The organism is Roseimicrobium gellanilyticum (assembly GCF_003315205.1).
GTDB classification, from domain to species: Bacteria; Verrucomicrobiota; Verrucomicrobiia; order Verrucomicrobiales; family Verrucomicrobiaceae; genus Roseimicrobium; species Roseimicrobium gellanilyticum.
The window spans coordinates 23,355-36,731 of record NZ_QNRR01000013.1 but is presented as its reverse complement, the minus strand read 5'-3'; the positions used below and the strand labels follow the sequence as shown (position 1 = coordinate 36,731).

The window sequence follows — 13,377 nt, the reverse complement described above, 5'->3', positions numbered from 1 at the left end:
TAGTGCGTGCAATCACGCCTCGATTTCCAATCACGGAATCTTCAGCGTCTGCCCCGGACGGATCATGTCGGAGGTCAGTCCGTTCTTGCTCTTCAGCTTGCTGACGGTCGTGCCCTTGTTCAGCGCGATGCGGTAGAGAGTGTCACCCTGCTTCACGGTGTAGCTGCCGCCACCACCACCGCCACCCGAGGAACTCTTCTTCTTGGTCGTCGTCGACTTCTTCGGAGCAGGCGTGGAGGCTGGCTCGCTGTAGTCAGGGGAAGGGGTGTAGTCCGGCTGCGGCGCGTAGCTCTGCTGCTGCTGGGGGGACGGCGTGTATGTCTGGTACTGCTGGTACGGTTGCTGTCCGGCAGGTGCGGAGCTGTAGGTCTGATACTGAGGAGTGCCAGAGCTGCCGGGGTACGGGTTGTATCCCCCGCTGGCGTCTGCGGAGGTGTACTCGCCACCGGCCCCCGACTCGTTGCCGAAGTGTTTCTTCCAGGTGGAGCAGGAGGTGCTGCTCAAAGAGAGCACGGCAGCGGTCAACAAAGACAGGCAGGGGCGGACATTCATCAGGGGAGGCAGCAGGGGTTGAATGGGCACCCTATTATTTTGGAAAGATTAAGCATTGCAATCCTTTTCTCTCGTCCCTTCCGCGGGCCAAAAATACTCCACCTGCACGGTTGCACCCCGCTCGCGGACTTCTTAGCATCCCCCTCTCATGAAAATCGGCTTCAACCTCCTCCTCTGGACTGGTCATGTAACTGAGGAACTCTTTCCTCTCCTCGCGAAACTCAAGGCCGTTGGTTATGACGGCGTGGAGATCCCGATTTTCGACTCCAGCGACCCCTCTCATTTCAAGAAGATCGGTCAGGCGCTGAAGGACAACGGCCTCGAGTGCACCGCCGTGACCGTGCTGCCGGATGAAGCGCACAACGCCATCTCGCCCGATGCGAAGAACCGCCAGGGTGCCATCGACCACCTCAAGAGCGTGCTCGAATGTGCCCACCAAGCGGGCGTGCAGACCCTTTGCGGACCCTACTATCAGGTGCTCGGCCAGTTCACCGGTCGTTTCCCCACGGAGACCGAGCTCGACCACGCGGCGGAAGTGCATCGCGCCATCGCTCCCATCGCCCAGTCCGCTGGGGTGAAGTGCGCCATTGAAGCACTCAACCGCTTCGAGTCCCACCTGCTGAATACCATGGAGCAGGCGGCCAGCTACGTGCGCCGCGTCGACCACCCGAACTTCGGCACGATGTACGACACCTTCCACGCGAACATCGAAGAGAAGAAGCCGATCGATTGCATTGAGACCGTGTACTCCACCGGCAAGCTCAACCACATCCACATTTCCGAAAACGATCGTGGCACGCCCGGCCGTGGCCATGCCCCCTGCCGTGAGGCGATTCGCAAGGCGAAGTCCCTCGGCTACGATGGCTGGCTGACCATCGAGGCCTTCGGTGGTGCGCTGCCGGATCTGGCCGCCGCTACCCGCGTGTGGCGCGATTTCTTCTCGTCTCCCGAAGAGGTCTACACGGAAGGCTATGCGCTCATCAAGAGCACCCTGGCTGAATAGGCTGCAATTTCCGGGTCCAAACCGACGTCATTGAGCGGTTGCTTTTATCGCCACCGCCCCCACGCCAAATCCAAACATGACTACGCACGAACCATCCAATACCGGCCTCTATGTGCCGAAGACACCCTCGCGCCGCGACTTCCTGCGCACCGGCATCGCCGCCGGAGCAGGTCTTGCGCTGAGCGCCCGTTCCTACGGCCAGGCGACCACTGGTGGGGACACGGTGAAGATCGGCCTCATTGGCTGCGGTGGCCGCGGATCCGGTGCTGCCGGACAGGCACTGAGCTCGGGCAACTACAACTTCAAGCTGTGGGCCATGGCCGACGCGCATGAAGACCGCCTCGAGAGCGCCTACAAGAACCTGAGCAACAAGAGCAAGGACCAGTTCCAGGTGGAAGACCGCAAGTTCGTGGGTCTCGACGCCTATGAGAAGGTGCTCAAGGAATGCGACCTCGTCATCCTCGCGACTCCTCCCGGATTCCGCCCCTACCACTTCGAAGCCGCGATCAACGCGGGCAAGCACGTGTTCATGGAGAAGCCCGTCGCGGTCGACGCCCCCGGCGTGCGCAAGGTGCTCGAAATGGCCAAGGTCGCAGATGAGAAGGGCCTCAAGGTCGTCGCTGGTCTCCAGCGCCGCTATCAGAACTGCTACCTCGAAGCGCTGAAGCAGGTGAAGGAAAACAACATCATCGGCGACATCGTCGGCGGCCAGGTCTACTGGGACAGCGCCGGCGTGTGGGTGAAAGAGCGCGAAGCCGGCCAGACCGAGCTTCAGTACCAGCTTCGCAACTGGTACTACTTCAACTGGCTCTGCGGTGACCACATCAACGAGCAACACATCCACAACATCGACGTCGCCAACTGGTTCATCGGCTCCACGCCGGTGAGCGCCCAGGGCATGGGCGGCCGTCAGGTCCGCACCGGCAAGGAGTTCGGCGAAATCTACGACCACCACTACGTAGAGTACACCTACGCGAACGGCGTGCGCATCAACAGCCAGTGCCGCCACCAGAAGGGTTGCATCAACCCCGTCCGTGAAGAGCTTACCGGCACGAAGGGCATCCTGTATCTCGACAACGGCGGCAAGTGCTACGCGGTCGACTACAAGGGCAACTCCCTCTGGCGCTACCGCCCGACGGGTGCCGACCGCAAGGATCCCGATCCCTATCAGACCGAGCACAACGAACTGCAGGACGCGATCCTCAACGGCAAGAAGAAGAACGACGCCGTGTATGTGGCGGAGAGCACCATGACTGCCGTCCTCGGTCGCATGGCCACCTACTCCGGCAAGGAAGTGCTCTACAAGGACGCGCTTGCCTCCCAGATCCAGCTCATGCCGAACAAGGTTACCTGGGATACCGTGCCGCCGACCGCTCCGGACAAGGATGGCTTCTACCCCATCGCCACGCCCGGTGTGAGCAAGGTGGTCTAAGGCAAGGCAAGTCTCGTTCGCGAAATCCAAAGCGCGTTCACACGCGAAGAAAACACTGTGGGGCGTTTCGCACCGCCCCTCACTCCAAACAGAACACAACCCACAAACAGCCCCGGCCCATCGAAAGGTGAGCCGGGGCTTTTGTTGGAAAGTAGTCCGCCGAGCCTCGGCGGTCAGTAAGGCCAGGAGGTTAGGCTTTCTAGCCTGACAGCGGATGTTGGGCTTTCCAGCCCGACGGTCATTGGTGAGTGACTGGTCAGGCTAGAAAGCCTAACCACCACTGTCAGGCGAGGACGCCTAACCTCCATTCGCTGTCGCACACTTTTCCTGTCTGAAACACGTCCTGCCACGACTCATACCAGATACACGCCTTGTCCCTCTCTCTTATGAATCGTCGTCACTTCCTCGAATCCTCCGCCTTCGCTGCACTGGCCAGCACACTCGCTTCCATTCCCGCCGTGGCGCAGGGCCAGCGGAAGCCGCGCATCCTTTTGCGCAATGGCTGGCAGAGCATCAACATCGGCGACATCGCCCACTACCTGGGCATGATGGAGCTCTTTGAAAAATACGGCATCGAAGCCGATGTCGATTTCTGGACCAGCAACATGGAGAATGGTGCAGACGCACTCTTCGCGAAGCACTTCCCCAAGGTGAATGTCCTCAAAGGCCAGGATGCCATCAAAGAAGCCGTCAAGAAATGCGACTTCATGCTGCATGGCTCCGGCTCTGGATTCGTCGCGCACAAGGACGTGGCTCGCTGGGTGAAGGAAACCGGCAAGCCCTTTGGGGTCATGGGCATCTCGCTGACCTCGGATGATCCGGCCATCATTGAGACATTGAACAAGGCGAAGTTCGTCTACTTCCGTGATGGTGTTTCCTTCGCCAAGGCCAAGGAACTCGGCTGCAACGTGCCTGGTGCTGCCTTTGGTCCCGACACGGCATTTGGTGTGGTGAAGCTGCGCAATGACGAAGCTGCCCTCGCTTTCATGAAGGAGAACGGGCTTGAGGAAGGAAAATTCCTCTGCTGCATTCCCCGCTATCGCTGGACTCCCTTCTGGACCGTGAAGAAGGGCCGTCCCTATGATAAAGTGAAGGACAAGCGCAATCAGGAGAAGAAGGAGCACGATCACGCACAACACCGGGCCGCCATCATCGCCATCACGCGTGAGACAGACATGAAGGTGCTCATCACCTGCGAAGACCAGACCCAGATCCCGCTGGGCAAGGAGATGCTCTACGACCCGCTTCCCGAAGATGTGAAGAAGAAGGTTGTGTGGCGCGACAAGTACTGGCTCACGGATGAAGCCCTCAGCACCTTTGTGCGCAGCGCCGGACTCTTCGGCAATGAAATGCACAGCCCCATCATGTGCATCGCCAGCGGCATCCCTGCCGTGGTGTGCCGCTGGGATGAGCAGACGAACAAAGGCTTCATGTGGCGCGACATCGGCATGAATGAATGGCTCTTCACCATGGACAACGAAGACGAAGTCGCCCGCATCGCCTCCACCGTGCTCGCCATTGCGAAGGATCCTGCCGCTGCAAAAGCAAAAGCCGCCAAGGCTCGTGAGATTGTGCTGCAGAAGCAGGATATGGAATTCGCATCGCTGAAGAAGGCGTTGGGGGAGCTGAACTGAAGGCTTGCAACCCGTGGTAGCTGAAGGGAAACCGTCTGCCACGGCCATTTGCCCATCCTGCGAAGGATGGGGGATGGCATGGAGAGCATGCATCAACTTGTGGAAAAAAATAGTGAGCGCATTGAGCCCAAATTTTGTTGACCAGTGCCGGGATATCGTCGGAAGCTGGTCACGTTGAGCAATTCGTCCCATCGATTCATTTGGGTTCTCGTATTTTTGGCGGTTGCCGTCGCCAGCGATGCGCTGGCGGGTAACGCCAAGTGGGCGTGGAGTCAGCAGATTCCGGGACAGCTGAAAACCGAATCGGGCCGCGCGAACCGGACACCGGATTTCGTGGATAAGCTCTTTCGCGGACCACCTCGTCCGCCGAGCATCCAGGAGATTCTCGATGCTCTCGGGCCGCCAGAAGGGTTCAGTCCGCAGCTCATCCATTCCAAGACTGAAGGCACCGGCAGGTCATCCAGGGCAGGTGGCACGCTTCGCTTTCTCCTTGTGGACGGCGGTGAAGTCCACGTCTGGACATCCGATTATAGCAGGGTTGGCTTCGCCGTCCGCCACCGCAGGAAGGGCCGCTCAGTGATCCTCTACAAGTGAGTCGTTTTGTACACTCGCAGTGCCTGGCCGGGAGTTGCAGCCCGCTCCGAAGAGGGAATGAATCGCATATCTCAGAGCATTTTAGATAGAGCTATAGCCAGTTCGAATTGAGCTATGGCAGTTCGTCCCGGAGGGCACGAATATGCCTCCATTCTCCTTATTGACGGCTACAATCTCAATGAAAATGCCCTAAGCCTCCGGGTAGTGACGCTCTGTAGCCTACAAACTCGTCCCCACAGATACCGTGTTGGTGTTGCTTGAAACACCAACCTTGGGTTTGTCCAGACCCGACTCGCTGCGCACAGTCTTTGTTCCTGTGGTGAGTGTGGTCTGTTCCGTGGTGGATTCGACCACGCCAACTTTGACCTTGGCACCTGACGATGCGCTTTCACGCATGACATCCCGCACGCTGGAGCGGGGGATGCCTGGGTCGGGAGGAGTAAGCAGGGACGGTTCCAGCTTCACGGGGTCATCCCTCTTCACTCCCACATCGGACAGCCCAACCCTGGGCGCCTCGGGAGCCATCGCCTTTCTCTGGGCTTCGTCATGCTGGTAGTGAAACACCTGCTGCTTCGAGCCCGGCTTTGGCTGGGCCATATCTTGGCTGATTCGCTTCTGGATGAGGAAGCTGGTGGAGCATCCGCCGCTGACGTCGTTTTGTGCAGCGATCCCACCTGTGCAGCAGATGGTGTTGCTCGGGGTCATCATGTTGGAAGCGGAGAGCAGCACGTGCAGGTTGGCTCCGCCATCAGGCTGGGACTTTGCCAATCGCGACACGGCATCGTCCGAATTCTTCAATCGTGTGAAGTCCTTCTTTGCCTGGCCGTTGGTGTGATCACGGCAGATCTCCAGAGCCATGACCTTGCCTTCAACGACAAAGACTGTGTTGTAAGGAGAGCGTGCATCGGCTCCACCCGAACGCAATCCATTCTCCCATTCGCGTCCCGGTGAACGCTGGCCCGCTTGAGTTCCCATGGCATCCAGAATGGGTTGCACTTTTTCCATGCCTTCAACGCCGATGGCGCCGTTCATCAAGTCATTGCCAAGGAACACCTGGAGCCTGGCCTTGTACTGATTGCCGGCAGAGGGTGCAGTGGAGAAGCTTCCGCCCGGGCCGTTGATGCCAGTCGCCGCCCAACTGGCATCTCCTCCGTCCGTCATCTTGTAGGTGATGTGAACCAGCTCACCCTTGTTGAATACAGGGGCGTTGTTGAACGCCATATCGGCGGGACGCGGCAGACCGTCGATCACCGGGACAGTCGGTGAAGGTTTGCTCCACACGATGGTCCCGGGCATGAGGGTGACCTCCGGATGGCGATCGCTGATGCGACGGAGACCTTCGGTGATGCGCTTCATCTCCTCCTCGGTGCAGGCGCCTCCAGTGGTTTTTTTGCAGGCGAAGCCCTTCACCGCGGGACCGCTGGAGGGGGAGAAGAACATATCCGGTCCCAGGAAGATATTTGCCTTGGGGCCACCCTCTTTGAGATTCTCCGGCTGGCAGGCCTCCGAGACCATGCGCTCGGTGAGGTTGAGTTTCGCCTGCAGATAGATGAGGCGCTCGCTCATCGGTTCCACCTTCCTACCTTCTGACAGGTCCTTTTGTCGTTGGGCCTTGATGGCTGCCACCTCCTTGTGCACCAGTTCATCCAGTTCCGCGGCTTTGGATTTGTCGCTGACTGATTCCGGATTGTTCTTGGCATTCCAGTGGTGAATGCGGAACTCACCCTGGTCCTGCTTTATCAGCCGGAATCCTGCACCTTCGACTTTGGATGCCTGCGGCTTGGGGTCCCAGCTCCGGGCTTCTTCCTCCAGGCTGCGGTACTGCTTTCCGTACTCAGCATGTTCCGCGAGAATTTTCACCGAGGCCTTGGCCGCTTCGATGGCCGCATTTGCCTCCTTGACTGAAAGAGGGAGTCCATCTCGCAGACGCACGTCCAGCCCCGCCTTTTTCCATGCCAGCTCCGCCACCTCGGGACCATAGGCGTCCGTCAGCGCGGTCTTGAAACTGCGCAGCATGTCCTTGTCCACGTCCTGGTAGGAACTCGAAACATAGGTGGCGAGTCGTCCGGCATTTCCTTTGAAGGCCAGGCCCCCATCCTTGGTGGCGACAAACTGGTTCGCCGTGCCCTTGGAGGTGGCGATGATATCTTCGAAGGCCTTCAGGTTGGGCATGGCAGTCCTGGATTGTAGGGAGGAAGCCTCGCGAATGTTGAGAGCGGTCGCTTCTTGTGGGCACAAAGGGGCGTGATGCTCAACGTTGCGAGGATGCCCCGGATTTTCTCATCAAAAGAATACAGGGCGGAATGCAGGTTCACAATGGCATTTACCATGAGGCCGCGGCTCACGATTCCAAGGTGGGTTCCGCCAAATCTTTCTTGCGCCGCAGCCCGTCGCTGCGATTGACTCCCGGGGCGTTGGCGCATCGTGCGCGTATGCAATGAAACTAAGCGGCAAAAGAATAGGGCACCTGGTATTCGCGGCCATTTATTTGGGCGCCGCTGGTTTCTTTGCCTATGCTTTCTATGATCGTTTTTGGAAGTGGCGGGATGAACTCTCCCAGGTCAGTACCAGCTTCACCACTCCGGACGGGGCCAACGTTAGTTCCAGCGGAATGATCTGGATTCTGCCCGCAGGTATCTTCGCTATTCTCGGATTTCTGCGCATCGCACGCTACTGGCGGGTATCGCGGTGAGTCGGTCCGGAATCACAGCTGGCCGGCGCAGGCATCCACCCGGTTCCGTTTCACGGGGGCCAGGCGGGGCCATGAAGTTCGTTCATTGTGCATTCTCCATTGCGTCCGAGCATCCCCCCGTGGTATCCATTCCCGCGCATGTCGTCTATTTCCATTGATACCATCCTGGATGCTGCGGACGCGCATCAGGCCAGCGACGTTTTTCTTCAAGAAGATGAAATCCCACGGTTGAAGATTCGTGAGCAAATCGTGCTCCTCGGGGACGAACCCGTCACGCTTCAGCACTTGACCGGTCTCTGGCAGGTGTGCGGCGGCAAGGTGGAGAGCGACATGGATCGGGACTCCGGTCTCATCTCACACACGCACGTGCGCTTTCGTGTGAATCTCCACCGTTCCATGGGCCGGCTGGCGGCAGTACTGCGTCGCATCAAGACGGAGATTCCCCCGCTGCCCACCCTTGGCCTGCCTGTCAACCTTCTCACCCGCTGGGCGCAGCGTTCCTTTGGTCTCGTTTTGATCACCGGCCCCACGGGCACCGGGAAGAGCACCACCATTGCCTCGATGCTGCACTGGATGAACATGAATCTCGCGAGGCACATCGTGACCATCGAGGATCCGGTGGAGTACATCTTTGAGAATCAGCAGTGCCACTTCACCCAGCGTGAGGTCGGGCGGGACACCACCAGCTTCGCACACGGCCTCCGCAGCGCCTTGCGTCAGGCGCCGGATGTGATCTTCGTGGGTGAAATCCGTGACTATGAAACGGCACTGATTGCCCTGCAGGCAGCGGAGACCGGGCACCTGGTGCTCGCCACCATGCACTCCGAGCGCGTGGCGGATACCATGGAGCGCTTCACCCACCTTTTCCCGGATGACAAGCTGAACCAGGGTGTGCATCTCCTGGCGGACCAGATGCTCGGCGTCATGTGCCAGCGGCTCGTGCCGAAGAAGGATGGCGGCCTGCAATTGCTGGTCGAGCACATCGAGAACGGCGGTGCCATGCGCGAATGGATCCGCAAGCGTGAGGCTTTCCAGATCAAGGAGCACCTCGCCAAGGGCAATGACCCGAATGCGCAGTCCTTCCTGAAGGCCGCCGTGGAGGCGTGCCGCTCGGGCAAGATTGAAGAAAGCGTGGCCGCCCAAGCGACAAGCAATGAGGCCGAGTTCAAGCGCGCCATGCGTGGTGTGCAATAGCAGCAGCAAAATACCCCATTACCATGCCACAACACGATCTGGTCGATTACCTTCTCATGGCGCGTCAGCAGGGAGCGTCAGACCTCCACATCACCGCGCGCGCCCAGCCGTCCATGCGTGTGTTTGGCACGCTGCAGCCACTGACCGAGGAGATTCTCACCGGGGAAGATACCCGTGAGCTGGTGTATGGTGTGCTCAGGGATTCCCAGCGGGTGCGCCTTGAGCAGGATTGGGAGCTGGATTTCAGCATGGAGGTCGAGTCCGCAGGCCGATTGAGAGCGAATGCGCGCTATGCACTCGGCTGTGTCGAGGCGAGCTTCCGATTCATTCCAGACGAGGTGCCGGATCTCGCCACGCTCGGGCACTCGCCCACGGTGGAGCGCTGGTGCCAGGAGAATTCGGGACTCATTCTGGTGACGGGCTCCAGCGGCTCGGGAAAGAGCCACACACTCGCCAGCATGACGCAGACGATTGCCCGGCAGCGCTGCGCCAATATCGTTTCCATTGAGGACCCCATCGAGTTTGTCTTCCAGCAGGGGTACAGCCTCATCCATCAGCGTGAAGTGGGGACGGACACCCACAGCTTCGCCGCGGCGCTGCGCAGTTCCCTGCGTCAGGATCCGGATGTCATCTTGCTGGGGGAAATGCGTGATGAGGACACCATTCGCATCGCCCTCACCGCGGCGAGCACTGGACACCTGGTCATCGCCACCCTGCACACCACAGACACGGGAGCTGCCATTACGCGTGTGCTGGATGCGTTCCCCGAGGAGCGCCAGCGCTTCGTCGCGGCCCAGCTCGCGGCAACCTTGCGAGGCGTGGTCTGCCAGTTCCTGCTGCCGCGGCATGACAAGCCCGGCCTCGTCATGGCCTCCGAGATCATGGTGGTGAACAACGCCATCGCGAACTGCATCCGCGAGCGCCGCCTCTCCCAGCTCATGGGCCTCATCCAGATCGGCGCAGGCGATGGCATGCACACCATCGATGACAGCCTGCTCGAACTCGTGCTCGATGATCGCATCACCTTCCCGGATGCTGCATCCCACTGCACCGATGTGAGCTACTTCCAGCAGCAGTACCAGATCGCCCTCAAGGAAAAGAAGAAGGGCTGGTTCGGAAGATTGCTCGGCTGAGAGAGACTCAACCCGGTATCAGAGCCAACCCTTGAAGGGGCTCAAAACAAAGCACCACACCCGCCGGGGTGTGGTGTGTGAATCTTCTCCGGGGGTGATGCTTCTGCAGCATCACCGCAAATGCTATGTGTCATGCGTCTCCGCAGACGCAGATTACTTCACGGAAAGGGAGCGGGAGGGAGTCGGGGTTCTGCCCAGAATCTTGTAGATCTCGTTCTTGCGGTCTTCTGCTCTCTTGATGGAGAGGTCCAGGAACTCTTCCGTAGTGCCAAAGGGCTGCAGACCACCGTTGATGGCGCGGGCAGCGGCAATGCTGCGCTTTTCCTGCACCATCTTCACGATCTTGGCATCCAACTCGATAAGTTCGGCCTCCAGAGTGCGAGCCGCTGACATGGCCTGGCCGGCATTCAGTGCCTCCAGCTTCTTGTAAAAGGCGCGCCTCTCTGCTTGATCACGAGTGAGAAGAGAAAGGTCGACGGTTGTCTGGTTCACGCCATCGCTCACCAGAATCTTGCCTGCACCTTCGCCCAGTTTGCGGATGGAAGTGCCAGCGGCCCATTTCACCGTGCCCTTTCCGGTGGCCACAATGACATCCTGCCTCAAGACATACACGCCCTCCGGCAGTTCCGGCAGAGGCGCCTCTACGACGGGAGCCTCAGGAGCCTTGGGATCCCACTTGTCTGCGATCATGCGGGACTTCTCCCCAATCCACTTGGCCGCATTGTCTCCGGCATCGCGAACCTTCTCAGGGTTCTGCCATGCCCAGATGCCCAATGCCGCAAGCAACAGCCAGAAGACGTATTTCATACTCGGGAAGTAAGTGTTTTTCTTGTCTTTCGCAAGGATTTTCCATGTAAAGACCTTGTCAAATAGGAGACGTTCAAGCGCCTTGGAAAGTTTCGTGCAAACAGGACCTGCACGGCCCATCATGCGTAAAGTCTGTAGTGATGCCGGGTTCCCGCTCTCCACACATTCCCTTTCTTGCCACGGCGGTTTGCCTGGCGTGGATGGCGTCCGCAGCCCCCGCAGTGGCACAGGTGACCACCCGTACGGATGAAGTGGGGAAGCGCCTCAATGAATGGTTTCAGGCAGGGACCGCTGCTGGCCTCGGCGCCATCACCTACGAAAATCGAGACGGCGGTCATTCCCCCCTCAACGCCGCGGAGTGGCCCCAATTGAAGGTGTACGCGCCCTCGGACGCAGAGAAGGGCGCGAATGCCCACATGGGCCCAGCCGGTGCCGTCCGGCAGATGCCGCTGATTGGGAACTGCTCCATGTCCGCGCCCGCAGATCGCGGTGGCAGTCTTCCCCGCCTCTACTTCATCCAGCCGCAGGGATTCCTGTTCCTCACGAATCAGTACCTGAATACCAATCTCTTCGTCTACCCCGAGCATCAGGATTACGACCCCGGCTGGAATGGGGTGGGGGGCTATGGCGACCTGTACACGGCCAATACCCCCTTCTGCATCATCGCCCAGGGCAGCTCGTACCAGGACCAGCCCTTTGTGCGTGCCTTCCTCAGTGCCACGGTGGCCCTGCCTCCCGATACACAGGCGGCGCTCATCAAGAGCCGTGCCCTCATGCCTGCGCTGCAGAGCATCTTCCGCCGCAGCAACAAGATGGTGCAGAGCGAGGAGGACTACTTCACGGGAAAGGCACACCCGCCCGTCTTTGACCCGGCTCAAATCGATGAGGCCAGGATGGTGGAGCTGGCCCACCAGATGAAGGACGCCTCCATCCCTCCCGTGACGTTGCTGAATGTGGTGCGTGAAGGCACCTCCACCGCGGGGCGCGACTACTTCGAGATGCCCTCCGTCAATAGCGAGGTCGTGGGCACTTCCCCTTGCGGCATCGCCCGCATCTATCGGCGCTCTGCTGCGAACTACGAGATCACCGTCAGCGCCCGCCAGTCCGGCACCATCAAAAAGATGCCGCTCAAAATCAAGTGGGTGCTCCTTCAGGGGGACCCACAGAAGGTGAAAATCACCCCGAGTTCTCCAGATGCCTCGGAGGCGACCATCAACGTGGGGTGGCATCCGGAAATGCGCGCTGCGACCGGCATCCAGACCCACCGGGTGGATATCGGCGTATTTGCGGGGAATGGCACCGCATGGTCCGCGCCCGCGTTCATTTCCTTCTACATGCTTCCCAATGAGATGCGCTTCCTGGATGAGAAGGGACGGGTGCAGGAGATTTGCTATGAGAATGGCAATCCCGACCCCGGCATCCCGCCGCCCACGGATCTGCGATGGCTGGCTCTGGCAAGGCGTTCGCATAACGAGCGGAAGTCGCTGGCCATGGGGTTGCTCGCCAAGGGCTTGTCTGAGGAGGCCCTTGTGCGCATGAAAGCCCTGGCGGACGAGTTTGCGCCCCAGCAGGAGAAATGGCGCGAACTGGCTGCCGAACCCGCCAAGAAGACCGAGGCTGAGGCGGCGGAGAAGAAGCTGAAGGAAGACCTGCGCAAGCGCCTGGAGGCACCCGAAATCGGTGGCAAACACTCCCTCATCGAGGCCATGTACACGGCCATCGACACGCTCGCGAGCTCGCCGGACATGTTTGTCGCGCTGCAGGAGGACCTCATGGGGCTCGCCCGCAAGTCCTCCAAGGGCACCGCCGTGCAGGACATCATGGCTGCCCGGAAGCGGCTGCTGGACTGGGGGGTGCTTCTCGGTCAGGAGGACATCGGCCGGGTGGAGCTGATTGCCGATGAAGAGCGCCTCACCGCCGGGGACAAGCATCACCTGAAGCAGTTCCACCTCACCGTGCTGAGCCAGGCCGTGCTGCCCGAGTTTCTGGACCGTTCCGTTGCCCCTGCATACGTGGACCAGCGCCTCACCAGCCCCAAGAACTGGCGGGACATCCACCTCTACGACAAGGAAGGCGCCCCCATCGGCTGGATGCGCCGCGCCAACGGCCGCCGGTTTGAGTTCAACATGGAGGGCAAACTTCTGCCGGAGGGCAGGGGAGGGAAAGCCGTGGATGTGGAGTACAAGCGAGACCCGGCGACGGGAAGGCTGCTGTTTGGGCCGAAATGAGCAGGCAGGGAGTTTGCGATGGGTGAGCCATGGCTGAGCGATAGTTGAGCAATTGTTTTTTGGAATCCCACTCAAGCGGCTCACTGCCAAGGATTGGGGGCACTCCTA

Annotated in this window: 11 protein-coding genes; 8 read left to right on the top strand and 3 right to left on the bottom strand. The window is 59.8% G+C overall.

Annotated features, from left to right (window positions below; genetic code table 11):
* Positions 1-30: 30 nt before the first annotated feature.
* The gene (locus DES53_RS26470; protein WP_113961489.1) at positions 31-552 is read right to left on the bottom strand and encodes a LysM peptidoglycan-binding domain-containing protein; all 522 of its coding nucleotides are present in this window, start codon (positions 550-552) and stop codon (positions 31-33) included.
* Between the two features lie 148 nt (positions 553-700).
* Between DES53_RS26470 and DES53_RS26465 the strand changes: the two genes are divergently transcribed.
* From DES53_RS26465 to DES53_RS26450, 4 genes are all read left to right on the top strand, one after another.
* The gene (locus tag DES53_RS26465; protein ID WP_113961349.1) at positions 701-1,555 is read left to right on the top strand and encodes a sugar phosphate isomerase/epimerase family protein; all 855 of its coding nucleotides are present in this window, start codon (positions 701-703) and stop codon (positions 1,553-1,555) included.
* 76 nt (positions 1,556-1,631) lie between these two features.
* Entirely contained in the window at positions 1,632-2,987 is a 1,356-nt protein-coding gene (locus tag DES53_RS26460; RefSeq protein WP_113961348.1) for a Gfo/Idh/MocA family protein, read from the top strand.
* A 386-nt stretch (positions 2,988-3,373) separates the two neighbouring features.
* Positions 3,374-4,621, top strand: coding sequence for a polysaccharide pyruvyl transferase family protein (locus tag DES53_RS26455; RefSeq protein ID WP_113961347.1), 1,248 nt, complete (start codon positions 3,374-3,376; stop codon positions 4,619-4,621).
* A 333-nt stretch (positions 4,622-4,954) separates the two neighbouring features.
* The gene (locus DES53_RS26450) at positions 4,955-5,215 is read left to right on the top strand and encodes a hypothetical protein (RefSeq protein WP_211325706.1); all 261 of its coding nucleotides are present in this window, start codon (positions 4,955-4,957) and stop codon (positions 5,213-5,215) included.
* A gap of 219 nt (positions 5,216-5,434) precedes the next feature.
* Here DES53_RS26450 and DES53_RS26445 read toward each other — a convergent pair whose 3' ends face one another.
* The gene (locus DES53_RS26445; protein ID WP_113961345.1) at positions 5,435-7,387 is read right to left on the bottom strand and encodes a hypothetical protein; all 1,953 of its coding nucleotides are present in this window, start codon (positions 7,385-7,387) and stop codon (positions 5,435-5,437) included.
* A 265-nt stretch (positions 7,388-7,652) separates the two neighbouring features.
* On the opposite strand from DES53_RS26445, the gene DES53_RS26440 reads away from it, so the two are divergent.
* The 3 genes from DES53_RS26440 (at position 7,653) to DES53_RS26430 (ending at position 10,234) form a co-directional block, all read left to right on the top strand.
* A complete protein-coding gene (locus tag DES53_RS26440) occupies positions 7,653-7,907 on the top strand; it encodes a hypothetical protein (RefSeq protein ID WP_113961344.1) in 255 nt (84 codons plus the stop codon).
* 138 nt (positions 7,908-8,045) lie between these two features.
* Positions 8,046-9,101, top strand: a complete 1,056-nt coding sequence (locus DES53_RS26435) for a type IV pilus twitching motility protein PilT (RefSeq protein WP_113961343.1) — start codon at positions 8,046-8,048, stop codon at positions 9,099-9,101.
* A gap of 23 nt (positions 9,102-9,124) precedes the next feature.
* Positions 9,125-10,234, top strand: coding sequence for a type IV pilus twitching motility protein PilT (locus DES53_RS26430; protein WP_113961342.1), 1,110 nt, complete (start codon positions 9,125-9,127; stop codon positions 10,232-10,234).
* Positions 10,235-10,387: 153 nt separating this feature from the next.
* On the opposite strand, the gene DES53_RS26425 is transcribed toward DES53_RS26430, so the two are convergent.
* The gene (locus DES53_RS26425; protein WP_147263630.1) at positions 10,388-11,041 is read right to left on the bottom strand and encodes a hypothetical protein; all 654 of its coding nucleotides are present in this window, start codon (positions 11,039-11,041) and stop codon (positions 10,388-10,390) included.
* A 200-nt stretch (positions 11,042-11,241) separates the two neighbouring features.
* Here DES53_RS26425 and DES53_RS26420 point away from each other — a divergent pair, with 200 nt between their 5' ends.
* Complete coding sequence (locus DES53_RS26420) at positions 11,242-13,269, top strand: hypothetical protein (protein WP_113961340.1); 2,028 nt, start codon at positions 11,242-11,244, stop codon at positions 13,267-13,269.
* Positions 13,270-13,377 lie beyond the last annotated feature (108 nt).

Coding starts and splice junctions, on each gene's coding strand:
- DES53_RS26435 (WP_113961343.1), top strand. CDS start 8,046: ATGTCGTCTATTTCCATTGATACCATCCTGGATGCTGCGGACGCGCAT.
- DES53_RS26470 (WP_113961489.1), bottom strand. CDS start 552: ATGAATGTCCGCCCCTGCCTGTCTTTGTTGACCGCTGCCGTGCTCTCT.
- DES53_RS26440 (WP_113961344.1), top strand. CDS start 7,653: ATGAAACTAAGCGGCAAAAGAATAGGGCACCTGGTATTCGCGGCCATT.
- DES53_RS26425 (WP_147263630.1), bottom strand. CDS start 11,041: ATGAAATACGTCTTCTGGCTGTTGCTTGCGGCATTGGGCATCTGGGCA.
- DES53_RS26445 (WP_113961345.1), bottom strand. CDS start 7,387: ATGCCCAACCTGAAGGCCTTCGAAGATATCATCGCCACCTCCAAGGGC.
- DES53_RS26465 (WP_113961349.1), top strand. CDS start 701: ATGAAAATCGGCTTCAACCTCCTCCTCTGGACTGGTCATGTAACTGAG.
- DES53_RS26430 (WP_113961342.1), top strand. CDS start 9,125: ATGCCACAACACGATCTGGTCGATTACCTTCTCATGGCGCGTCAGCAG.
- DES53_RS26420 (WP_113961340.1), top strand. CDS start 11,242: ATGGCGTCCGCAGCCCCCGCAGTGGCACAGGTGACCACCCGTACGGAT.
- DES53_RS26460 (WP_113961348.1), top strand. CDS start 1,632: ATGACTACGCACGAACCATCCAATACCGGCCTCTATGTGCCGAAGACA.
- DES53_RS26455 (WP_113961347.1), top strand. CDS start 3,374: ATGAATCGTCGTCACTTCCTCGAATCCTCCGCCTTCGCTGCACTGGCC.